Source organism: Staphylococcus auricularis (assembly GCF_001500315.1).
GTDB lineage: Bacteria > Bacillota > Bacilli > Staphylococcales > Staphylococcaceae > Staphylococcus > Staphylococcus auricularis.
This window is the reverse complement of sequence record NZ_LLER01000009.1, coordinates 76,079-100,059: the sequence shown is the minus strand read 5'-3', so window position 1 is coordinate 100,059 and position 23,981 is coordinate 76,079. Positions and strand designations below refer to the sequence as shown.

Here is a 23,981-nt window from a genome sequence, read left to right as displayed (position 1 = left end):
AATGCAAGTATAACATATATATGGCCACATTTAAGCAACTTGCCCGATTAATTTAGAAGAATTATAATCTGCGGTCAAAAATTTGCCATAAATGCGGTAAAACAAATGATTTATCCTTTCCAATATTAAAATCATTATAAATAAGGTTCGATTAAGTCCCAAATTTGTTGTTGCTTGTTATTTTTTATCGAAGAATAACTAATAATTTGATCTTCCAGTTCCATTTCTAATTCGCGTTGAATACGCGCAAGATTTTTTTGAACCTTTCCTTTTGCGATTTTATCTTCTTTGGTCGCAACCACAAGCGTAGGAATTTCGTAATACTTGAGATAATCATACATCAATCGATCATCTTCTGTAGGATTATGTCTCAAATCAACTAACTGTATCACAAGCTTCAATGAATTTCTTGTCGTTAAATATTGTTCAATCATTTTGCCGAATGCTTCACGCTGGCTTTTGCTCACCTTTGCATAACCATAACCGGGTACATCGACAAATACGAGTTGTTGATCAATATCGTAAAAATTGAGCGTCTGTGTCTTTCCAGGTTGTTGAGAGGTGCGAGCCATATTTTTACGTCCGATCATACTATTGATAAAAGTAGATTTCCCTACATTGGAACGTCCACTCAGTGCAACTTCACTCAATCCCGTTTCAGGATATTGTTCTTGTTTCACCGCACTGATTAAAAGCTCTATATTATTTGGATTTATCTTCATTGTTCGACCCTCTCTTTCACATGATAGCTGTTCTATTATATTATAAAGTCCTTTGAAATGAAATCATTTGTCCAAAACACATACGTTTTTCACAAAATAAAAACATCCTTCTATACATGTACTTTCAAAGTTTTTGTTAGAAGGATGTTCAAAATAATAAACTATTTAATTATTGTCACTCATTAAGCAGAAGTCTGCGTTGAATTCACTAAATTACCTTCACTGTCATACAATTCAGGTTCTTTTTCTTCACTGATTGTATCACCCGTAATGATGACTTTTACGACACCATCAGATGAAGGAATATCATACATGATATCGATCAATGCTTCTTCTATGATAGAACGAAGACCACGGGCACCTGTTTTACGTTCGATGGCTTTATCACTAATCGCTGTAAGTGCTTCATCGGTAAATTCTAGTTCGACGTCGTCAAGTTCTAACATTTTAGTATATTGTTTAACCAGTGCATTTTTAGGTTGTGTTAAGATATTTTTCAACGCACTAACGTCTAACGTTTCTAGGTTTGCGACGATTGGCACACGACCGATAAATTCTGGAATTAAACCATAAGATTGAAGATCTTCTGGACGAATTTGTTCTAAAATTGCATCTTCATCATATTTATCTGCTTCGTTGCTTGAGAAGCCAATCACTTTTTCACCTAAACGGCCTTTGATGACTTCATCAATACCATCGAATGCCCCACCTAAGATAAATAGAATGTTTGTCGTATCAATTTGAATCAACTCTTGGTTTGGATGTTTTCTGCCACCTTGAGGCGGTACACTTGCAGTTGTGCCTTCTAAGATTTTAAGCAATGCTTGTTGTACCCCTTCACCAGAGACATCACGCGTGATAGATGTGTTTTCAGATTTACGTGCTACTTTATCGATTTCATCGACATAGATAATACCTTTTTCAGCTTTATCTATATCAAAATCAGCAGCCTGTATTAAACGGAGAAGGATATTTTCAACATCATCACCGACATAACCTGCTTCTGTTAAACTTGTTGCATCTGCAATTGCAAATGGTACATTAAGTGTTTTTGCAAGTGTTTGTGCAAGTAATGTTTTACCACTACCTGTAGGACCAATGAGAGCGATATTACTTTTTTGTAATTCGACATCATCTTCATTGTTAGGTCCAAGTTGTTGGATACGTTTGTAGTGATTGTATACCGCTACAGCTAATGATTTTTTAGCTTTTTCTTGCCCTATCACATAGTCATTCAAATGATCCATGATTTCTTTAGGAGTCGGTAATTCTTCTAATTCTTCAGGTTGAGATTGTGCGAGTTCTTCTTCTACAATCTCAGAACATAATTCAATACATTCATTACAAATATATACGCCACTTCCTGCTACAAGTTTTTTTACTTGATCTTGATCCTTGCCGCAGAAAGAACATTTTAGGTTTTCTTCATCTTCATTGAATTTGAACATTTTTACACCCCTATTCCGTAAAGACTATACTAGATAGTATTTTAATATGCAAATAGTAGCTTCCACAAATGTTATGCATAAAGTAGTGTAGCAGATACATTTCTTAAATGCATCTGCTACTTATTCATAGATTATTTATATTACTTTTATATGTGTTGAGTAATATTGATAATTATTCTTCTTCTTTGTTAGCTTCAGATGATTCTACTAATTTATCCTCATCAACTAAGAAATCGATCACTTTTTGGATTCTAACATCATTTTTAATGATATCAGTATTACCTAGTGTTTTTTTGATGTCTTCAACTGAGATGTTGAATTGTTGACTCATTTTATCGAGTTCACTGTCAATATCTTCATCAGATGCTTCGATGTTTTCAGCATTTGCGATTGCAGTTAATGTTAAGTTTGTTTTCACACGTTCGTGTGCATCGTCTTTCATTTGTTCTTTAAGTTGATCTTCATTTTGACCTGAAAGTTGGAAATAAGTTTCTAAGTTTAGGCCTTGTTGTTGAAGACGTTGAGCAAACTCTTGAAGCATGCGATTTGTTTCTGTTTCGATCATTGCATCTGGAATGTCTACAGTTGCATTGTCAGTAGCTTTTGTAATCGCTTCTTCTTTTTGAGTATTTTCTGCATCAGTCGCTTTATGTTCAGCTAAATGATTACGTAAGTTTTCTTTGTATTCATCTACTGAATCTGCATCTGAATCTAATTCGTTAGCGATTTCATCGTCTAATTCTGGCATATCTTTATATTTGATGTCGTTGACTTTTGTTTTGAATGTAGCTTCTTTACCAGCTAATTCTTCTGCATGATATTCTTCTGGGAAAGTAACGTTTACGTCTAATTCTTCTCCAGCTTTAGCTCCCACGAGTTGATCTTCGAAGCCTGGGATAAACATGCCTGAACCAATTTCTAAGTCGTAACCATCTGCTTGGCCACCTTCAAATTGTTCACCATCAACATAGCCGTCAAAGTCGATGTTTACAGTGTCGCCTTCTTCGACTTGTCCATCTTCTTTAACAACCATATCAGCTAAGTTGTTAAGTTGGTTATCAATTTGTTGTTGTACTTCTTCGTCAGTCACTTCAGTACTTTGTTTTTCAATTTCAAGACCTTTGTAGTCACCTAATTCTACTTCAGGTTCAACGACAACAGTTGCTTCGAATTTCATGTCGTTTCCTTTTTCGATTTGAGTGATATTGATTTCAGGTTGAGCGACTGGTTTAATGCCAGTTTCATCGATAGCATTACCGTATACTTCTGGTAGTAAAAGATCGACTGCATCTTGATATAATGCTTCTACGCCAAAACGTTGTTCGAAGATTTGACGTGGTACTTTACCTTTACGGAAACCAGGTACGTTCACTTGTTTAACTACTTTTTTAAATGCTTTATCAAGCGCTTTATCTACTTCTTCTGCAGGAACTGTAACTGATAGTACGCCTTCGTTGCCTTCCTGTTTTTCCCATGTTGCTGTCATGTATAAAAACCTCCATGATTAACCTATTTTATTTTTCAACCTCATCATTATAGCATAGGAGACCAAACTACACAAACCTAGCGTTCGTCTCGCAATCGATGACGTCTACTCATAGCTCTATTTCATTTATATACCCTTATTCAGATCACTTAATTGTGAATCAACTTGTTGAATGACAGGTATGATTTCATTTGACTCGTCTAAACTTTCCAAACCAATCATGGCTTTGAAATAGTTTTCGTATGCTTCTATCCAGACCGTTAGCGGAGCCATTTCTTCAAGATCTAGCGGATAAAGATGAATGGCGTGTATCGCAAACACATCAGTAATAGGATCTTGTAAAGCTCCGAGCGCATCACCTAATTCTTTCAATACCATTGGGGCAATTTTAGTCTGTAAGCTATAATGCTCTATATCTGGTAATTCACTTGGAACAATATCTACAGTGTAGCCTAATTTTTCTATTTTAATTGTGTCATTACATTGGGCTTTTTGTAAATACTCAAGCATGAGAGAAAGGACATTAGGTGCAAGATCAATCGATTGGATTAAATGAACCATTGTCGATTGATACTGGAATTGCCCACTATCAAGCAAATTCAATACTGCGTGAACTTGCTGTTCATTACTGAGTTGATCAAATTGTTCAAGGGATTGAACTGCTGCTTGATGTGTCTGTTCAAGCTTTCCTTGCGCATAGTCTTTAATAGGAAGTAATTCCATTCGTGTACGATGATTATTGACTTCATCAATGACTTGATCGATGACTTGCACCGTCTCATAGTATTGCCCTAATCCATTTAAACTTTTGGCATAATAAATGATTAATTCATCATAATTACGATGCCCTTGTTGTAGTAAAATAATGACTTCTTCTCTAAGTTCTAAATAATAACCCAGTTGATATAACATCGAACACTTCATGAGGGATAGTTGTTCATCCATCTCAAACTGTGCTTCGTACGTTTCTACCAATTGATACATCTCTTCATAATCTTCTTGTTGATACGCACGTTTAATATCTCTGATTAATTTATTTTTAGATTGTGGAAATGGAATTATATCAGACATTGACCCACTCCTATGCTAGTGCTTCCAAAATCAGTGCACTCCATGTTTCAAAATCATCATAATTGTTGATATCTTCGTAAGATTTCCATGCTATTTTCAATGTGTCAGTTTCTTTTGCTTCTACATCGTCGCTTGAGACTTTGATTTTAAAAACAACACCTAGATGTACTTGTCCTACTTCATTAGTATCATCATTAATGAAACCAATGTATTCAAGGTCTTGCGCATGGTCATCACTGAGTCCCACTTCTTCGTTTAGTTCACGTTGCGCATTTGTGCGGAAAGCTTCATTAATTGAAGTCGCATCCGGCACATCATTCATATGACCACCGACACCGATTGAAGATTGTCCATGTAATCTTTCTTCTCCACCGCCAGATAAGCGATCATAGACAAGGATTTCACCATTCTCATTTTCCAATAAACAATAGGAGATTAATTGTTTATAACTTGGATCTTCTTCCATATCACCACGACGTTTGACTTCGTATTGTGATAGTGTTTCATAAATAGCTTGTGCTTGAGACTGATCTCCAGCTAAAAAACCGTTAAAATGATTCTTTTCTTCATCAAAAACGGTTATTCTTGGTACTACGATAATCTGTTCATCAAATTTCGACATAATAATCTCCTTTTCTTGTGACTTCTTAATTATTTTATCAAAACTGCATATAGTTTTAAAATGATAGTGATAACAGTGAAGAGCGTGAAAAAATAACAAAATTCCCTTATGATGAAGTCGCTCTCGTTCTGAAATAAGAAATTGGGATAATAAAAAACGCTTGGGCTAAACCCAAGCGTTTGAATTTATATTATTTTAAAGCTTCTTTCGCTTTTGATACTAATTCACCGAATGCTTTATCGTCTGAAATAGCGATTTCTGAAAGCATTTTACGGTTGATATCGATACCAGCTTGTTTTAAGCCGTTCATTAAACGAGAGTAGCTGATGTCGTGTTGACGTGCAGCTGCATTGATACGTGTGATCCATAATTTACGGAAATCACGTTTTCTTTGACGACGGTCACGGAATGCGTATTGACCTGATTTCATAACTTGTTGTTTTGCTACTTTATATAAAGTGCGTTTTGCACCAAAATAACCTTTGGCTAATTTGATCGTTTTTTTACGACGCGCTTTTGTTACTGTTCCACCTTTAACTCGTGGCATAAAGAATTCCTCCTTGTATATGTGTTCCTTATATTATGTCTTTACGAAATAGACTATCGTTATATTTAATCGAATACCTTCACTTATTTTTTATAAGCTAATAATGATTTAACGCGTTTCATATCTGATTTGCTAACTAATTTAGCTTTACGTAATTTACGTTTTTGTTTTGTATTTTTATTTGCAAATAAGTGAGATGTGAAAGCTCTTGAACGTTTTAATTGACCTGAACCAGTTCTTTTAACACGTTTAGCAGCTCCACGGTGTGTTTTCATTTTAGGCATGATAATTTCCTCCTACGATTAATTGTTTATTTTTCGTTTTGTGGCGCAAGCATGATGAACATTTGGCGCCCGTCCATTTTAGGTTTTTGCTCAACGGTTGCAATATCTTTAGTTTCTTCAGCAAAGCGTTCTAATACGCGTTGACCGATTTCTTTATGAGTGATTGCACGTCCTCTGAAACGAATAGAAACTTTACATTTATCGCCTTTAGACAAGAATTTACGACCATTTTTCAATTTAGTATTGAAATCGTGGTCTTCAATTGTTGGACTTAAGCGAATTTCTTTAACGTTAATTGTTTTTTGTTTCTTTTTCATTTCTTTTTCTTTTTTCTGTTGTTCGAATTTGTATTTACCATAATCCATAATTCTTGCAACAGGTGGTTTTGCATTCGGAGCAACGACTACAACGTCAAGCTCAACGCGTTCTGCCATTTCTAGCGCTTCACGTTTAGATTTAACACCAATTTGTTCGCCATCTTGTCCGATTAAACGAATCTCTTTTGCTCGAATTTTCTCATTAACTTGAGTTTGATCTTTTGCTATGGTTGACACCTCCAAGATTTTTACGAAATTATCCCAAGCAAAAGAGCGGATAGCATACGCTACCCGCTCCCTTTCATACATGATTGTTCCATGTCGTAGTAACCTGCCAACTGCTCTATGGCGTCGCTACAGGTGAGAAGCGGGTGCTTCTACTTGGTTCGTTTCGTATTCAACAAGAACAATCATACCAACTTACATGCGATAAGTCAATACTTTTCAATATTATTTTTGATTCTCATGATGTTTCACATCATCCATTTTGAAGTCTTGTCTTAAATCAACTTCTTCTAACGGAATCATTTTAGTTTTATAACGTATTTTATGATAGAAGAAGAAAATTAAGAAGATCGGTATACCCATATAAGTGATAATAAAGCGATTGAGATTAAAATCACCGGATTGGATGAAGTCAACATCTTGTCCGATGATGACTAGCACACATAGGATACCCGCAAATATCGGTCCGAATGGGAACCATTTTGCTTTGTATTTCAATTTAGATTTATCGTAGTTTTGTTTACTAAATGCGCGTCTGAATCGGAAGTGGCTGATCGCAATACCAACCCATGCGATAAAGCCGGTCATACCACTTGCTGCGACGATGTATTCATAAGCGTCACCGCTAATATGTTGTAAGAAGAAGATCCCTACGACAATTGCTCCAGTTACGATGAGTGAGATGTAAGGCACCCCACTTTTGTTCGTTTTACCAAAGGCTGAGAACGCAAGTTTATCTTTACTCATTGAGTACAACATACGCGTTGATGCATACATCCCTGAGTTACCTGCTGATAACACTGAAGTTAAGATGACAGCATTCATGATAGAAGCAGCAAATGCAATACCTGCATGTTCAAAGACTAATGTGAATGGAGATGTCGCTACATCTTCTTCACCGCCCATAAGTGCCGGACTATCATAAGGTATTAACATACCGATGACGAAGATCGCTAACACGTAGAATAATAAAATTCTCCAGAACACTTGTTTAATCGCTTTCGGTACAGCACGTTCAGGATTTTCTGATTCACCAGCTGTAATACCAATTAACTCTGTCCCTTGGAAGGAGAATCCAGCGATTAAGAACACACCAAGGATAGAGAGTAAGCTGCCACCTAAGCCATCACCAAGTATTGGACCGTCTCCTTTAGTGAAGGTATCAAAGCCGACATATCCTCCACCCATAATACCGAGAATGGTTAATAAACCAATCACAATGAAGACAATCACAGTGACCACTTTAATCAGCGCAAACCAGAACTCACTTTCACCATATACACGAACAGATAAAGCGTTCAATGCAAAGATAATGACTAAGAAAATGAGACTCCAAATCCAAGCCGGAATCGCTTGCGTCGGTGACCAATACTGAATAATTTGTGCAGCGATTGTCACGTCAGCAGCTACTGTAATAACCCAGTTAAACCAATAATTCCAACCGAGTGCGAATCCAAGTGACGGATCGACGAAACGTGTTGCATACGTACTAAATGATCCTGACACTGGTAAATATGTTGCCATTTCACCGAGTGATGTCATTAAGAAGAACACCATGGCGCCGATGATTGCATAACCAAGTAATGCACCTAAGGCACCGGCATCATGTATCGCTCCACCAGAGGTCATAAAGAGACCCGTACCGATACAGCCCCCAATGGCGATCATCGATATGTGTCGATCTTTCAGACCACGTTGTACATCGTTGTTAGCATTATTTTGATTTCCCATAGAAGTTTCCTATCCTTTCCTACATAGAGGGGAACGACTAATATGTTTATCACTACAGTTGCTTGTCTTAACTTCACATAGCTCAAAAGATATGAGTGGTTTTATAAACAATATAAGCTTTGACAAACAGTGTTTAAGCAAAATCAAAAATGGTTGCATACCTTTTTGATATGCAACCATTTGGAATGATTTATATTCGGTAGCACATCACATATGTGACAGTTCAGTTTCTTTCGAATACTGCCCCAACAAACATTAGTAATGGCTAATGTTCATTTCGGCATCTTTACCTTTCACCACGTTAGCATCTGTCCCATTAGACAGCTAAGGTGTTACTCATTAAAGACGCGACCTCTAACTCTTATTTTCAATAATTTTTAAATGCTTAAATGTAAATATACATGAATCATCATGATGTTTCAAGCATCACTTTATGATCTTTGTTTTTTTAAGCGAATTTCATCGATTAAATTCCAGATAAACTCATCTTTTTCCACTGTTTCTTGATCTTTAGAACCGTATTTTCTAACGTTGACTTCTTGGTTTTCAACCTCTTTATCACCTACGACAAGTTGATAAGGGATTTTTTGCATTTGTGCTTCTCTGATTTTATAACCCATTTTTTCATTACGATCATCGATTTCTACACGGACACCGTGAGATTTTAATTCATCGAGAATCGTACGTGCGTAGTCATAATGAAGGTCGACGTTAACCGGAATAATCTCAACTTGTTTTGGCGCTAACCATGTTGGGAAAGCCCCTTTTGTTTCTTCTGTTAAGAATGCTACGAAACGTTCCATTGTAGATACAACACCACGATGGATAACCACTGGGCGATGATGTTCACCGTCTTGTCCGATATAAGTTAGATCGAATTTTTGTGGTAATAAGAAGTCAAGTTGTGCTGTTGATAACGTTTCTTCTTTACCCATTGCTGTTTGAACTTGTACGTCGAGTTTAGGACCGTAGAATGCCGCTTCACCGATTGCTTCTTCATAATCTAAACCAAGTTCGTCAACCGCTTCTTTTAACATTGCTTCTGCTTTATTCCACATGTCATCGTCATCATAATATTTATCTTTATCTTCAGGATCACGATAGCTTAAACGGAAACTGTAGTTTTCAAAACCAAAGTCTTCGTAAACATCTAAAATTAAGTTCACGACGCGTTTAAATTCTTCTTTAATTTGATCAGGTCTTACGAAAATGTGGGCGTCGTTTAATGTCATCCCTCTCACACGTTGAAGACCTGACACAGCACCACTTGCTTCATAACGGTGCATTGTACCTAATTCAGCGATACGTATTGGTAGTTCACGGTAAGAATGGGGTTTGTTCGCATACACCATCATATGGTGTGGACAGTTCATTGGTCTAAGTACCATGTTTTCATTTTCATCTAAACACATTGGAGGGAACATATCTTCTTGATAGTGATCCCAGTGTCCAGATGTTTTATATAAATCAACATTTGCCATAACAGGTGTATAAACATGGTCATAACCCATACTTACTTCTTTATCGACAATGTAACGTTCAATTTCACGACGAATTGTTGCACCATTTGGTAACCATAGTGGTAAACCAGCACCTACTAATGGATTTGTTGTAAACAATTCGAGTTCTTTACCGATTTTACGGTGATCACGTTCTTTACGTTCTTCTAGCATATTGAGGTGTGCTTTAAGATCTTTTTTGTCGAAGAATGCAGTACCATAAATCCGTTGTAACATTTTATTGTCGCTGTCACCGCGCCAGTAAGCACCTGCTGTAGATAATAATTTAAATTCTTTAATTTTAGATGTTGATGGTACGTGCACACCACGGCATAAGTCAGTAAACTCACCTTGAGTGTAGAGTGTGACATTTTCATCTTCTGGAATGGCATCAATCAATTCTAATTTATAAGGATCGTCTTTGAAAAATGCTTTTGCTTCTTCACGTGATACGACTTTTCGTTCGATTTTATGATTTTCATCTACAATTTTTTTCATTGTTTTTTCGATTTGGTCGAAATCATCTGAAGAAATATTTTGTTCTACATCGAAATCGTAGTAAAATCCGCCATCAATGACAGGACCTACACCAAATTTTACATCTCCGTAAAGGCGTTTTAACGCTTGTGCCATGAGATGCGCAGTAGAATGACGCAATACTTCAAGTGCTTCATCGCTACCTGGTGTGACGATTTCAATTGAACCATCTTCTTCAAGTGGACGTGTTAAATCTACCATTTTGCCATTAAATTTACCTGCAACTGCTTTTTTACGTAATCCAGGACTGATTGATTGTGCGATATCTTCAGTTGTTGTGCCTTGATCAAAGGCCTTTGTATTACCATCTGGAAACTGAATATTAATTTGATCCATCACTGATTTCCTCCTATTTAGCATAACTTATCAAAGTCATCGTACCCCTCATTAGCGCAAATAAAAAAAGACCTCACTCCTATTACAGGGGCGAGGTCTTCGCGGTACCACCCTAATTTTAAGCATACGCATGCACGGGAGCATGTCTATATGCTTTACTCTTCCTAAGATAACGGTCTTGAGCCGAGTATTCATTACAAATACTATATCATGAGGGAGTAACTCAAGTGCGTAATAGCTAAACTTGCAGCAGACGTTAGCTCTCTGGATATTACGACATGCTTGAATTATGTCCTCACATACGTTCACTTTGATTAAGATTTAATTATATTATACACCTTGTCGCTTAAAATTCAATCTTCTCGATGATTTTTTCCTTCAAGATAATATGGTTTGGCTAAAACTTTAATGCGTTCTAATATACGTGCTGCCTTGGTAAGCTCTGCACCTTCCCTTGTTACTGATAGATGATGTTCTAGTTCAGTTAAATCCATGTTTGAACTGAAGAAAGTTGGGAGTTCATGAATCATGCGATAGTGTAACAACGGTCCGAGCACCTCGTCTCTGACCCATGGTGTCGTTTCTTCAGCCCCAATATCATCAAGCATGAGAATGTTGGCTTCACGTACGCCTTGTAATTTGCTTTCAAATGTGCCATCTTTAAAGCTACTTTTTAACGTGCGAATCAATTCTGGCAGATACACAAGTGTTGAATGGATGTTATCGTATTTGAGTTCATTTGCAATCGCACCAAGGATAAATGATTTACCCGTGCCAAACGGACCGTATAAATAAAATCCTTTTGTCGGTGGATTTTCGGAGTTCATTGCCTGGCAAAACTGTTCTGCAGCACCTATGATATCCACGCGATTCCGATCGCTCATATAAATGTCTTCGAGTCGCGCATTAAGTGTATCTTTTTGCATAAAATGAGACGTAATCATACTTGCTTGTTGTTTTTCTTCATCGTGCTTGATTTTACATGGACACGGAAGGTAACGGATTTTAATATGGTTTTGATCAATATAAAGCTCAGGTACATGGCCTTTTACGAAATTCGGACAATCTTTAAATGCGTGACCATCATAATGTTTTTGCTGATCTTTATATTCCTGTAGTACATTTAAATCTTCATCAATCATCGCATTGGTGAGTTCCGCACGATGATCTTCGAGAAATTGTTTCACATCTGGATCATTGACAACATCTCTTTTAATCTTCTCAATGCGTTTTTGTAAGTCACGGGAAGGCCCCATGATATCGTTGAATTGTTGCATTTAAACTCAGTCCTCCTTCCGTCGTTGTCGTAGTCTTTTAGCTAACGCAGCTTTTTCTTTTTCAAATTGTGCTGTTTCTTCTTCCGACATTTGTGTACCTTGTTGCCCTTTATTATTGTCAGATTGATGGCGCTCTTGCAACCATTTTGGTGTCATCTCACGCGAAACAATTTTCTTCGGTCTTTGTGTATAAGACGTTTTGTTCGCTTTTCGTTTTTGACTATTTTCTTTTTGCTTCATGATATGTTCATACGCTTCTGAAGCTGTTTTAAATTCTAATTTTTTCCAGTTTGAAGCAATTTCTCTAATGTAATCTTTAGGTAAGCGATAATCATTTTTAAGCATGACATATTGTAACAGTACGTTTGTCACACCAAATGATAGTTTCTGTTGTTCTACCAATTCTTCCACGAGCGCTTTTTGACTCACGGTTGGTTCTGAATCAGACCATGACACGAGCATATCAATCGGACTCGTTTCATCTAGCAGTTTCATATACTGTTGCATAGACATGTTTTCGTCATCTTGCCCATTTGTTTCTTCCGCTTTCGCATCAATGCCCTGTACTGGCTGTTGATCATGCTTAGCTTGTAAGCGAGGAAGGTGCTGTTCATGTTCCATCAAGTAGTAAGATCGTGCATGCTTTCTTAGATCTTCAAAGGATAATTCTTGCGCACTCGTAATTGATTTCAAGATAATCCGCTTCATGTCCTCTGGTGTTAAACCATATAGCGTCGCAAGTTGAATGATTAAATTTTTAGCTTCTTTAGTTACGATATTCGAACTAATAAAGTGCGATTGCAATAAATCATATAACTGTTCAAAATCGAATTGTACGTGGCTGAGATTGACCCCATCATATGTTTCATCTCGTCTTACAAGTTGTGAATCAGGTACATCTTTATCCCGTGGTATAGTAAATACATCCGTATATTTACGAGTCGTTTCTTGATATTGTGATAAATCAACGGCCTCTGTATCTTCAAAATGTGCCTTCAATTGTAAGTATCGCTGTTTGCTTACTTCACTATATAAATAAACTGATAACATCGGATCATTGAAGTATTGATTCGCTGTTGGAGGTTGAACCAATTGATACACAAATGAAGATTGGTTTTCATCGTGTTTTACGAATGTCTTAACAAGTCCAATCCCTTCTAATAAATCCATAGCTTGGCGAAACTCTGATAAGTTTGTTTTCAGCTCATTCATGATGACATAATGTGTCATGACCGTTTCTTGCGGTGTATCTTTAAACTGGTCTAAGTAAATGTATAAACCTGTAGCCTGTGCACCTATCAAGGGTGTGAACAGACGATTTAAAATATCTAAATGTTGTTGCGTAAAAATAAAGTTGCGCAACACTTTGAAATGGTCATGTGGTCTTAAACCGTAGTCATATGACTGTAAACCCATTTATGAATCACTCCGATTTTCTTGTGACAGCATGCCTTGCATTGAACTCAGCAGTTGATCAATATCTTTAAATTCTTTGTATACTGAGGCAAATCGGACATAAGAAACTTGATCGACTTCCATCAGTAGATTCATGACGAGTTCTCCGATTTCTCTGGAAGAAACCTCTGCTTGACCCCCATCTCTTAATCCCCATTCGACACTGTTCGTAATTTCTTCTAATTGTTCATAGCGTACAGGCCGTTTTTCACATGAACGCACTAAACCATTTAATATTTTTTCACGTAAAAATTGCTCTCTCGTACCATCTTTTTTCACCACAATAAGCGGGCGTTTTTCAATATGTTCGAATGTGGTAAATCTTGTCCCACATGATTCACATTCTCTTCTTCGTCTAATCGCATTCACTTCGTCTGCATGTCTTGAATCAACAACACGAGAATTTGTAGCATTACATTTCGGACATTTCATATCTATCACTTATACACAAACGACAACTTCTGTAGGAATTAAGCTTTAACGGTTCCCGACTTCTGATAACAAGCATTCTACTTTACCTACATTCAATAAGACAACGTTCCAATCTACTGCATTGTCTTGTACTTTGTGACTTGTGTATTTTGCTCCTTTCCTCCATATTTCATACTCTATATTTACCTAATAACTGTGTTGATTTAGTCGCTATGAGATTGCTTTCATAGACATGATAAAATGGGCATTTCAACCTAATATGAGGCATGATTAATGTTCTGTAACATTTGAACATCAAATGGACTGTCATTCTGAATTATGGTCTATTATACTATAAAACCTTACATCTCTTAAAGCATAGTCAATTAGAATAAGACGCTTGCTTTAGTCCATTTAAATATTACCTTATTATATTGAACGCCTCTCGTGACTTTCTTCGATAAAACAAAAGACTGGGAAATAGCTTCCCAGCCTAATTACTTTATATCATGATTTAATTGTACATTTTATGATGTTCAATGTTTATTGTGCTGTTGTGGTTTGTTTCGCTGCTAATTGCTCACCGATTTGTTGTGCAATTTCTACCACTCGGTTTGAATAACCCCATTCGTTATCATACCAAGCGATGACTTTCACTTTACGGCTGCCCATTTGCATTGTACTTAATGTATCCACAATGGCTGAATGAGGGTCAGTATTGAAGTCTACTGAAACAAGCGGTTCATCGACGGTATCAATCACGCCTTGTAAGTCATGATCTCTAAATGCTTGGTTCACTTCTTCTACTGTAACATCTTGTTTTAAATCGACAACGAGATCGACGAGAGATACATTTTTCGTAGGTACACGTAAAGCTAAACCATGAAGTTTACCTTCTAATTCTGGCATCACTTCTTTCAATGCTTTTGCTGCCCCTGTAGAAGTAGGAATAATGCTTTCATTACATGAACGTGCACGACGTAAATCTTTATGCGGATTATCAATGTTTTTTTGGTCATTTGTAATCGCATGAACTGTTGTCATTAGACCATTTTCAATGCCAAATGTATCATTTAACACTTTCGCTACAGGACCAATACAGTTCGTTGTACATGATGCATTACTAAAGATATCGTATGTATCTAAATCTAACTGATCATTGTTGACACCTTTGACAACCATTTGTACATGTCCACCTTTAGATGGTCCAGTGAGTAATACTTTTTTTGCACCAGCTTCAATATGCGCTTGTGCTTTATCTCCGTGATTAAATACCCCTGTTGCATCAATCACAAGGTCTATATCGAGCGTTTCCCATGGTAAATTCTCTGGATTACGGTCAGAAACCAATTTAATTTCATGTCCATCTACTTTGATTCCAGTTTCAGTTGCTTCTACTTTTTTATCGTATCTACCATGCGTCGTATCGTAATTAACTAAATGAGCAATGGTTTCAGGTGGATAACTCGCATTAATTGCGACGATGTTTAGGTCTTCTTTTTTCAATGCGATTCTCAACACCATTCGTCCAATACGTCCCATTCCGTTAATTGCAATATTTGTTGCCATTTAAAGCACCCCTCATCATTTGTGTTATACTTTTATAATTTGAGTATAACATAAACGACGAAATATGAAAGCGATTACGAAAAATTATTTTAAAAAAGTCTTTGAAAGTTATTGCCATAAGTAACATTAACTCCCAAAGACTAATATCTATTTTTATTCATTTATTTTACGAATTTGTATCGTCATCACTCTCTGGATCGTAAGCTTCAATAAAGCCTTGATCAATCAATAGTTTCTCTAGATTTTGTTTTAATTGTAGTTTTGAATCCAGATTGTCAATCACATGGTCTGCCATACGGCTTTTCTTATCGATTGAGATTTGGCTGTAGACACGTGCTTTCGCATCTTCTACAGACATATCATTTCGTTCCATCAATCGATCTATTTGAATACTTTCAGACGTATACACGAGCCATACTTCGTCTACTGTATCTTGAAGTTCGTTTTCAAATAGAAGCGGAATATCCATGATGACATTGTGTCCTTGTTCCAGATATTCATTTTTCTCTTCATCCATGATCTGGCGGACAATCGGATGAACAATGTTATTGAGTTCAATGCGTTTTTCTGGTTGATTAAAGACAATATCTCCAACATATTGTCTATCCATTTCACCATCGGGTTGAATCGCTTCATCTCCAAATGCTTCACGCACTTGTTCTAATCCTTTCGTTCCTTTAGCTACTGCTTTTCGAGAAGCAATATCCGCATCGACGATTTTAAATCCATAAGCGGTTAATAATTCTGAAACCGTTGATTTACCTGATGCGATACCGCCAGTTAATCCAATGACTTTTGGCATAATTTCCCTCTTTCTTTAACGTTGGCATGCCGGACAATAATGACTATTACGTCCTGCAACAATTTTAGTTTCAATCGATGAACCACAATTGTGACATACCTTTTGCTTATAAACATTTAAATGTAACTGCATCGTACCAGCTGCACCATCTGCATGTCTATAATCAGAAATGCTGGTACCTCCGTATTTTATACCCTTTTCCAACACATTTCGAACATGTTGAAATAAGCGGTCCCTTTCCTCTTGCGTAAGATCTTTAACAAGTCGTGATGGGTCAATTCCACTTTCAAACAATGCTTCGCAAGCGTAAATATTACCACATCCAGCAACGACACGATGATCGAGTATAAACTGTTTCACAGGTTTGTTTTGGTAAAATTTCTGATTGAAGCTTTCGAGATAATGCGGATAAGCCGCATCATCAAACGGATCTGGTGCGATCTCTAACAATGATGGATATGCATCGTAATCTGATATATTTCGTATTTCTCCAAAGCGTCTAATATCAGAGTAAACGAGCTTCATACCATTACTTAATTCGAAAATCACGTGCCAATGTTTGCGATAATTCGGCACGCTGATGTCTTCGAGTTGTGACACGATAAAGAAGCCACCTGCCATACCGAGATGGCTCACAAGTATCCGTTCTTCATCAGCTTTACGAATATTGAAGGTAATGTATTTACTCAATCTTGCTACCCGTTCAATGATATAACCCTCTGAGTATTGTTTAAAACCATCGAGTGTTATGCCTTTAATAATAGTTTCACGACCTGCAGCTTTTCCTTCTGCAACTTTATCAGAGAACACGACCCGTTCGATCGTCTCTCCTTCAATAAATGGTTGTATGCCTCGTTTAACATGTTCAACTTCAGGAAGTTCAGGCATACTTACACCTTCTTTCTATTTGGCATCGTACCATGTATCACCGTAACTAGATTCTACTTCTAACGGTACATCGAGATCTAGTGCATGGTCCATAACGTCCGTGATGAATTCACTAAAGGCGTCAACTTCATCTTTAGGTACTTCAAATATCAATTCGTCATGCACTTGAAGTAATAATTCTGCATGGAAATCTGTGTTTTGCACTTCACGGTCATAATTGACCATCGCGAGTTTAATAATATCAGCCGCACTACCTTGTATTGGCGTATTCATCGCAATACGTTCCGCGAAACTACGTAGGTTGAAATTACGACTCGTGATATCTGGAATATATCTACGACGATGTAACAGTGTCTCTACATAGCCTTGTGCTTTCGCTTCTTTAACGATGTTATCCATATATTCTTTCACTTTTGGAAAGCTATTTAAATAGTCATCAATAAAGCGTTTTGCTTCTTTACGTGTAATGCCAAGGTTTTGGCTCAAACCATAATCACTAATGCCATACACAATACCGAAGTTGACCGCTTTCGCTTGGCGTCGCATGAGACTATCTACGTCGTCACTTTCTACGCCAAACACTTTTACGGCAGTCGCTGTGTGAATATCTTGATCTGCGTTGAAGGCACGTTTCATACTTTCATCCTGTGTAATATGCGCTAGTACACGAAGTTCAATTTGAGAGTAATCCGCAGAAAGAATCACGCTATCATCATGTGTCGGTTTGAACGCGCGACGAATTTTACGTCCTTCTTCTAAACGCATCGGGATATTTTGAAGGTTTGGATCGACTGATGACAAACGGCCAGTTTGTGCTAACGTTTGGTTAAAACGTGTATGGATACGTTCGTCTTCTCCAATATCCTTTTGTAGGCCTTCGACATAAGTTGATTGTAGTTTAGATAATGTGCGATATTCTAAAATATCATCAATAATCGGATGTTCACCTTGCAATTTTTCTAGTACATCTACCGCTGTGGAATAACCTGTTTTCGTTTTTTTAATAACTGGTAATTTCAGTTTTTCAAATAATGCCACACCCAGTTGTTTAGGTGAATTGATATTAAATGTTTCACCCGCCGCTTCATGAATTTGTGCGATGAGGCGGTCTAATTTTTGTTGGATTTCAGTTTCCATATCTTGTAAATCCGTGACATCTGTATAAATGCCGCGCACTTCCATCTTACTTAAAATACGTGCCAGCGGTAATTCAAGATCAGTGAGTAAAGCACGTTGATTATGAGATTCTAAGATTTCTAACATACGAGGTTGAGATTGATCTACACTTTCTAATATCGTCGCCACATGATAGTTCAATGTGTCATCTTCAGGTATTTGACGTTTCTTCCCTTTACCATAAATTTGTACATCTGAACGGACATAGTTTTGTTGATATTCCGTCATGACAGAATGCACATCTTCAATAGTATGCGAAGGATCAATCAAGTAGCTCGCAAGCATGGCGTCAAACGTAATCCCATTGATTTCAATATCAAGACGTGCAGCAAGTGCATAAGTTTTCTTCGCATCATAAACGACTTTTTCCGTAGTTTCATCTGCTAACCAGTTCACTAGTGCTGAATGTGATGGAACTTGTTTGGCATCGATAACGACGTAATGTGCCCCATCGTAGATTCCAAATTTTAATATATCAGCTTTTAAGTAATTACTATCTTCATTTTCAAAATGAATGGCCGCTTCAGATAATGTTGAAAAATCAACGTCTTCGATATCTGTTGAGACTTCAATTTCTTTTTCTTCTACTTCACTGTCATCATTTTCTACATCTAAATCTGCGAGCAATTGCTTGAATTCTAGTTTTTGGAATAACGCAATTTTATCGGAATCATCAGTTTCCTCTGGTAATTTCGCATCTGTGACCGATACTTCGATTGGGCTATCACAATTAATCGTCGCAAGCTGTTTACTCATAAATGCATCGTCTTTTGCTTGCTCTAATTTTTCTTTTAATTTTTTACCAGATACATCATCAATATGTTCATAAACGCCTTCTACTGTATCATACTGTTTCAACAGTTTAATCGCAGTTTTTTCACCCACTCCGGCAACGCCAGGAATGTTATCTGAACTATCACCCATCAAACCTTTCATATCGATGATTTGTTTTGGTTCAAGCCCTTGATATTTTTCCGCAATAAATTCAGGGGTATAGTGATCTACATCGGTAACCCCTTTTTTAGTGTAATAAATCGTTACTTTGTCTGTTGCGAGTTGAGTTAAATCTCGGTCCCCTGTCACAATGATGGTTTCCATATCCGCTTCATTCGCTTGTTTACTCAATGTACCAATAATATCATCTGCTTCATAATTGTCTAATTCATAATGTTTGATATGATAAGCATCTAATAATTGTCTAACATACGGTAACTGTTCACTTAATTCTGGTGGTGTTTTTTGACGGCCACCTTTATAATCACTGTAAGTTTCATGTCTGAAAGTTGTTTTTCCCGCATCAAATGCGACTAAGAAATGATCCGGTTGCTCTTCTTTCATGATTTTTTCTAATAGCATTGCAAAACCATAAATCGCATTTGTATGGATACCTGCTTTATTTTGAAGTAATGGTAATGCATAAAAAGCACGGAAACTTAAACTATTACCATCTATTAATACTAATTTACTCAATGTCTCAACCTCCAGTGCTATTTGTATCCTATTTTATCACATCTTCGAATCGAGCCGAACTCATTCGCTGTAGCGTGTATTCCAGCCTTGTTCTCGAGTGAGTTTAAAATAAAAACCCTACACACTTTATTTATGGTAAGTGTGCAGGGTCTGTATGATTAGTCGAAGAAAGTCACTCTAAATGTTGAACCTTCTCCGAGTTCACTATCCACATTGATACGGCCATGATGGGCTTCAACCACATGTTTCGTAATTGATAGACCCAGACCTGTACCACCAGAATCTCTACTTCTTGCTTTATCTACACGATAAAACCGTTCAAAGATATGTTTTTGATCTTCAGGACTGATACCAATACCGAAGTCTTGTACTTCAAGGATATGTTTTTTCTGATCATTGAAGACACGGACAATAACTTCTTTACCTTTAGGTGAATAGTTAATCGCATTGGCAAGTAAGTTCACGACGACTTGGGTTACTTTACCTTGATCGCCGTCGATGATGATATGAGGTTCTATTTCGTTGATGAGTTCTATGTCTTTTTGTTCTGCTTTCGTTGATAAATGCTGAATTTGTGATTCTGCAATACTAGATAAATCTACAGGTTCTGTTTCCAATTCGGTTTGCTGTTCAATATGTGATAAATCGAGTAGATCCAACACGAGTGTTTCGATACGATTGGATTCTTTTAAAATGATGTTTAAGAACATATCGAGTGATTTGGTATCTTCTTTTGCACCGTCTAACAGTGTTTCCGCAAAACCTTTAATAGAAGTAATTGGTGTTTTTAATTCGTGAGAGACATTAGCAACAAATTCTCTTCTGAGATTTTCAAGTTTTTTCAAGTTTGTAATGTCATGCAGCACGAGCACCATACCGTAAAGATTTTTCTTAGATTTAGATAAAATCGGCACACAAGATGTATCAAAGTATTTATCATGGACTTCATTGAATCGAAGTTCAATTTGTTCATAAATTGGTTTTTCTGTTTGAAAGGCTTGTGTAACAATCGTTTGAAGTTCCATATCCAAAATATCAGTGTAACTGCGTTCAATGACTTCTTTTTCCGGAGTAAAAACATCGTAATAAGACTGGTTTGCGACGACAATTTTGCCGTATCGATCAATCATAAGTACTGAACTTGGAATGTTTCTGAGTGTTGTTTTCAAACGATTAGATTGTAATTTTTGCTTATGGTTTAAACGTTGTAATTTACGAGCTAATTCATTGGTTGTCACAAATAAATCTTTGGTTTCTTTAACGTTACTTTCTGGAACACGGACATGGTAATACCCATCCGCTAGTAGATTCGTTGCATAGGTTACTTCATTGATGGGTCTGATGTAGGTCCGATTAATACTGCGGACGACGAAGAAAATAATAATCAACACGAACAAGCAAATAAGTGAAATGTATTTCCATATTTGAACTTGTAAATCAATAATCCCATTATTGATACCACTTAATATGATATCTTTGCCATCATATTCATGTTTGTATGTAAATCGACGGTCCCCTTGGTATTTATCATAAGCAAGATTGGAAGGATTCGCTTCATTATAAATGCTGTGATTCACATCCACACCATTGTTCACGCTATAAATGGTATTGTCATCTTCTTTAATAATGACGGTTAAATGTTCAGATTTAGCATTGGACTGAATCAATTGTTCTTTATCGTCGTGATATAAATTGATAAAATGTTCGGCTTCGTGATCTAAGTCTGTTTCTTGATTTGAGGTCATCGTCTCAAAGACCACGTGCGATATAATTAAACCTAACCCTATGAAACTCCCAATGGTAATTGTACATAAAAGTATTAAGAGTCGTTGATGAAATTTGAGCATTAAGCCTTAGGACGCTCCAATTTATAGCCTAAACCACGGACTGTTTTGATTAATTTCGGTTGTTTAGGATTTTCTTCTAATTTATCTCTTAAGTGACTGATATGCACATCTACGATACGAGAGTCACCAGCAAATTCATAATTCCATACAGAATTTAACATATGTTCACGTGTAATGACACGACCTTGTCGCTCAATGAGATAGAGCAACAATTCAAATTCTTTTGGAGTTAATTCTAAGAGTTCTCCATCGCGATATACTTCAAAATATTCTGGTCTGATGCGAATAGATCCAATAATAATATCGTTGTCATCCGTTTCTTCTTGTTCTGGTTCACTCACCATAGATGAACGTCTGAGTATAGCTTTAACACGTGCAACCACTTCTCTTGGAGAAAATGGTTTTGTCATATAATCGTCTGCCCCTAGTTCTAAGCCTAATACACGATCGAATTCATCATCTTTAGCGGTTAACATTAAAATTGGTACTAAATTTCTATCAGAGCGAATGCTTTTACATACTTCGATACCATCTTTTTCAGGTAACATAACGTCTAACACAATTAAATCGGGATGAACGGTATTAACTTTGTTTAAAGCAGCGACCCCATCATATGCTACATCAACAACATAGCCTGCTTGTTCTAAATTATATTTAAGTAACGTTACGATTGATTGTTCATCATCAACAACTAGAACTCTTTGTGACATAATGTACCTCCATCTTTATGTTTACAATGTTAATTATAACGTAATTTCAAATAAAAATAACATAACTTAAATTAGATTTACATAATTTTTACAGTATCGCAATGTTTTTAAAATACCTACCACATCCTACTTTAATAAAACCTCAATAGATAAATGAAAAGAAGAGCTTCGCCAAACGTGTTAAAACCTTTCACATGTTTTATCTTTCATTTGCCATAAGCTCTCCTTAAATTAATGGTATTAAATTTTAATGTACGCGTTCATTTGTATTAAGCTAAATTTTTAATGAGTTCATCCGCAAACTCAGAAGTAGAAACTTCTGTGGCCCCTTCTAACATACGAGCAAAATCATATGTTACGACTTTAGATGTGATTGTTTTTTCTACCGCTTCTGTAATGAGGTCCGCAGCTTCTTGCCAGCCAATATGTTCCAACATTAATACTGCGCTTAACAATTCAGATGAAGGATTCACTTTATTTAAACCAGCGTATTTCGGTGCTGTACCATGTGTTGCTTCAAAGATCGCATGACCTGTTTCATAATTGATGTTTGCACCTGGTGCAATACCGATACCGCCGACTTGTGCTGCTAATGCATCAGAAATATAATCCCCGTTTAAGTTCATCGTAGCGACAACATCATGATCTTCTGGACGTGTTAAAATCTGTTGTAAAAAGATGTCAGCAATCGAATCCTTGATAATGATTTTACCTTCATTTACAGCTGCTTCTTGTGCTTTATTCGCTTCGTCTTTACCTTCTTTTTCAACCAGTTCATCATATTGTTGCCATGTAAAGACGTGATCCCCAAATTCGTTTTGAGCTACGTCGTAACCCCACTGTTTGAAAGCACCTTCTGTAAATTTCATAATATTACCTTTATGGACGAGGGTCACAGATTTACGATTATTATCTATCGCATAATGTATGGCTGCACGCACTATACGTTCTGTTCCCTCTTTTGAAACAGGTTTAATGCCAATACCAGCTGTTTCAGGGAAGCGAATGTTTTTCGCACCCATTTCTTGCTCTAAGAATTCAATCACTTTTTTAACTTCATCAGTACCTTCTTTATATTCGATACCTGCATAAATATCTTCAGTATTTTCACGGAAGATAACCATATCCGTTTTTTCTGGATGTTTAACGGGTGACGGTACACCTTTAAACCAGCGAACAGGTCTTAAACATGTGAATAAATCTAACTCTTGACGTAGTGCCACATTTAATGAGCGAATGCCGCCACCAATCGGTGTTGTTAACGGGCCTTTAATTGCGATCAAATATTCTTTAATCGCTTCTAACGTTTCATTAGGCAGCCACTCATTTGTTGTATCATAAGCTTTCTGTCCTGCTAAAATTTCTTTCCACACAATTTGTTTTTCACCATTGTATGCTTTTTCTACAGCTGCATCGATGACACGGCGTGCTGCTTTCCAAATATCTGGTCCAATACCATCTCCGATTATAAATGGAATAATGGGATCGTTTGGTACGTTTAATAATCCTTCATTTGCTCGTTGAATCTTGCTACCTGCCATATTGTATAAC

20 protein-coding genes, 1 riboswitch and 1 other annotated feature are annotated in these 23,981 nt (G+C 36.8%); all 20 genes read right to left on the bottom strand.

All coding sequences use genetic code 11. From position 1 onward, the window contains the following. Window positions 1–134 precede the first annotated feature (134 nt). The gene (yihA, locus tag APS80_RS05035) at window positions 135–722 is read right to left on the bottom strand and encodes a ribosome biogenesis GTP-binding protein YihA/YsxC (RefSeq protein WP_059107186.1); all 588 of its coding nucleotides are present in this window, start codon (window positions 720–722) and stop codon (window positions 135–137) included. 182 nt (window positions 723–904) lie between these two features. Then, a complete protein-coding gene (gene clpX / locus APS80_RS05030) occupies window positions 905–2,170 on the bottom strand; it encodes an ATP-dependent Clp protease ATP-binding subunit ClpX (RefSeq protein WP_059107185.1) in 1,266 nt (421 codons plus the stop codon). Between the two features lie 172 nt (window positions 2,171–2,342). Continuing rightward, window positions 2,343–3,656 carry a trigger factor gene (gene tig, locus APS80_RS05025; RefSeq protein ID WP_059107184.1) on the bottom strand — a complete coding sequence of 438 codons (1,314 nt, stop codon included), beginning with the start codon at window positions 3,654–3,656 and terminating at the stop codon, window positions 2,343–2,345. Between the two features lie 126 nt (window positions 3,657–3,782). Continuing rightward, the gene (locus APS80_RS05020; RefSeq protein WP_059107183.1) at window positions 3,783–4,727 is read right to left on the bottom strand and encodes a hypothetical protein; all 945 of its coding nucleotides are present in this window, start codon (window positions 4,725–4,727) and stop codon (window positions 3,783–3,785) included. 10 nt (window positions 4,728–4,737) lie between these two features. Then, window positions 4,738–5,349, bottom strand: coding sequence for an NUDIX domain-containing protein (locus APS80_RS05015; protein ID WP_059107182.1), 612 nt, complete (start codon window positions 5,347–5,349; stop codon window positions 4,738–4,740). A 190-nt stretch (window positions 5,350–5,539) separates the two neighbouring features. Continuing rightward, window positions 5,540–5,896, bottom strand: coding sequence for a 50S ribosomal protein L20 (gene rplT, locus APS80_RS05010; protein ID WP_059107181.1), 357 nt, complete (start codon window positions 5,894–5,896; stop codon window positions 5,540–5,542). A gap of 83 nt (window positions 5,897–5,979) precedes the next feature. Continuing rightward, window positions 5,980–6,180, bottom strand: coding sequence for a 50S ribosomal protein L35 (rpmI, locus tag APS80_RS05005; protein ID WP_059107180.1), 201 nt, complete (start codon window positions 6,178–6,180; stop codon window positions 5,980–5,982). A 26-nt stretch (window positions 6,181–6,206) separates the two neighbouring features. After that, complete coding sequence (gene infC, locus APS80_RS05000) at window positions 6,207–6,734, bottom strand: translation initiation factor IF-3 (protein WP_083498176.1); 528 nt, start codon at window positions 6,732–6,734, stop codon at window positions 6,207–6,209. 22 nt (window positions 6,735–6,756) lie between these two features. Next, window positions 6,757–6,886: a sequence feature (ribosomal protein L20 leader region), on the bottom strand. Window positions 6,887–6,947: 61 nt separating this feature from the next. Continuing rightward, window positions 6,948–8,453 (bottom strand): amino acid permease, encoded by a 1,506-nt coding sequence (locus tag APS80_RS04995; protein WP_059107178.1) that lies wholly within the window; start codon window positions 8,451–8,453, stop codon window positions 6,948–6,950. A 192-nt stretch (window positions 8,454–8,645) separates the two neighbouring features. Further along, window positions 8,646–8,818: riboswitch (Lysine riboswitch) on the bottom strand. Window positions 8,819–8,884: 66 nt separating this feature from the next. Then, entirely contained in the window at window positions 8,885–10,825 is a 1,941-nt protein-coding gene (thrS, locus tag APS80_RS04990; RefSeq protein ID WP_059107177.1) for a threonine--tRNA ligase, read from the bottom strand. A 353-nt stretch (window positions 10,826–11,178) separates the two neighbouring features. Further along, complete coding sequence (gene dnaI / locus APS80_RS04985; protein WP_059107176.1) at window positions 11,179–12,102, bottom strand: primosomal protein DnaI; 924 nt, start codon at window positions 12,100–12,102, stop codon at window positions 11,179–11,181. A 6-nt stretch (window positions 12,103–12,108) separates the two neighbouring features. Continuing rightward, window positions 12,109–13,518, bottom strand: coding sequence for a replicative helicase loading/DNA remodeling protein DnaB (dnaB, locus tag APS80_RS04980; protein WP_059107175.1), 1,410 nt, complete (start codon window positions 13,516–13,518; stop codon window positions 12,109–12,111). Further along, window positions 13,519–13,989, bottom strand: coding sequence for a transcriptional regulator NrdR (gene nrdR / locus APS80_RS04975; protein ID WP_059107174.1), 471 nt, complete (start codon window positions 13,987–13,989; stop codon window positions 13,519–13,521). 522 nt (window positions 13,990–14,511) lie between these two features. After that, the gene (locus APS80_RS04970; protein ID WP_059107173.1) at window positions 14,512–15,537 is read right to left on the bottom strand and encodes a glyceraldehyde-3-phosphate dehydrogenase; all 1,026 of its coding nucleotides are present in this window, start codon (window positions 15,535–15,537) and stop codon (window positions 14,512–14,514) included. Between the two features lie 166 nt (window positions 15,538–15,703). Further along, window positions 15,704–16,339, bottom strand: coding sequence for a dephospho-CoA kinase (gene coaE / locus APS80_RS04965; protein ID WP_059107172.1), 636 nt, complete (start codon window positions 16,337–16,339; stop codon window positions 15,704–15,706). Between the two features lie 15 nt (window positions 16,340–16,354). Continuing rightward, window positions 16,355–17,227 carry a bifunctional DNA-formamidopyrimidine glycosylase/DNA-(apurinic or apyrimidinic site) lyase gene (mutM, locus tag APS80_RS04960; RefSeq protein WP_059107171.1) on the bottom strand — a complete coding sequence of 291 codons (873 nt, stop codon included), beginning with the start codon at window positions 17,225–17,227 and terminating at the stop codon, window positions 16,355–16,357. Window positions 17,228–17,242: 15 nt separating this feature from the next. Further along, window positions 17,243–19,873 carry a DNA polymerase I gene (polA, locus tag APS80_RS04955; protein WP_059107170.1) on the bottom strand — a complete coding sequence of 877 codons (2,631 nt, stop codon included), beginning with the start codon at window positions 19,871–19,873 and terminating at the stop codon, window positions 17,243–17,245. A gap of 158 nt (window positions 19,874–20,031) precedes the next feature. Further along, window positions 20,032–21,720 carry a two-component system histidine kinase PnpS gene (gene pnpS, locus APS80_RS04950; RefSeq protein ID WP_059107169.1) on the bottom strand — a complete coding sequence of 563 codons (1,689 nt, stop codon included), beginning with the start codon at window positions 21,718–21,720 and terminating at the stop codon, window positions 20,032–20,034. After that, the gene (locus tag APS80_RS04945) at window positions 21,720–22,430 is read right to left on the bottom strand and encodes a response regulator transcription factor (RefSeq protein ID WP_059107168.1); all 711 of its coding nucleotides are present in this window, start codon (window positions 22,428–22,430) and stop codon (window positions 21,720–21,722) included. The genes pnpS and APS80_RS04945 overlap by 1 nt, the downstream gene beginning before the upstream one ends. 269 nt (window positions 22,431–22,699) lie before the next feature. Beyond that, window positions 22,700–23,971, bottom strand: coding sequence for an NADP-dependent isocitrate dehydrogenase (gene icd / locus APS80_RS04940; RefSeq protein ID WP_059107167.1), 1,272 nt, complete (start codon window positions 23,969–23,971; stop codon window positions 22,700–22,702). Window positions 23,972–23,981: the final 10 nt, after the last annotated feature.